Source organism: Rhodococcus phenolicus (genome assembly GCF_001646785.1).
GTDB lineage: Bacteria > Actinomycetota > Actinomycetes > Mycobacteriales > Mycobacteriaceae > Rhodococcus > Rhodococcus phenolicus.
Genome location: NZ_LRRH01000225.1, coordinates 1 through 662 on the forward strand (window position 1 = coordinate 1; position 662 = coordinate 662).

The window sequence follows — 662 nt, forward strand, 5'->3', positions numbered from 1 at the left end:
GTTCGCGCCCAGCTACGGCGTCGAGATCGGGCTGCTGCTCGACACCTACGACCGCCTCGGGCTCGGTGCGATCGCGCAGGTCAATCTCGGTGTCCGCAAGCACCGGAACCGCCCGCTGTCGGATCTCGGCGTCATGAGCAGGCAGATCATCGGAACGATGCTGCGACGCTGTGGCCTCCCCGATTCCGGTGCGCCGCTGACCCAGTTCCTCGTCGACGGGGATTCGTTCGTCCCGGTCGCGCGCCACGTGGAGCTGACCGATCGGCCGCCCATGAGCACCGTGATCGGCAGGCCGGGAATCTGACGTCGGTGGTCCGTGCCAAGATCGGATCATGCTGACGGTTCTGCTGTACGTCGTCGTCATGGTGATCGTCGGCGCGGTGTTGTTCGCCGCCGCGAGCGCCGTGTTCGGCAGGGGAGAAGTCCTGGCGCCGATCCCTCCGGGGACCACGGCGACGGTGCTCCCCGCAACCGATGTCACCGGCGTCGACGTCCGTGACCTGCGTTTCCAGCAGGTGGTGCGGGGTTACAAGACCTCCGAGGTGGACTGGGCCCTGGACCGGCTGGCCCGTGAGATCGACGGCCTGCGCGCCCGCGTCGCCGAATACGAGGGTGCCGGTTGCCCGCCGGCCGACGGTTCGGTCGAGGACGGCAGCTCGGTC

General features: G+C 68.7%; 1 protein-coding gene and 1 pseudogene. Both read left to right on the forward strand.

The window, feature by feature from the left end; all coding sequences use genetic code 11:
* Positions 1–304, forward strand: a pseudogene (locus tag A8G15_RS29045) (glucosyl-3-phosphoglycerate synthase); the annotation flags it as partial.
* A gap of 28 nt (positions 305–332) precedes the next feature.
* Positions 333–662 (forward strand): DivIVA domain-containing protein (locus tag A8G15_RS29050; protein WP_068166657.1); only part of this gene is annotated, 330 nt, incomplete at its 3' end.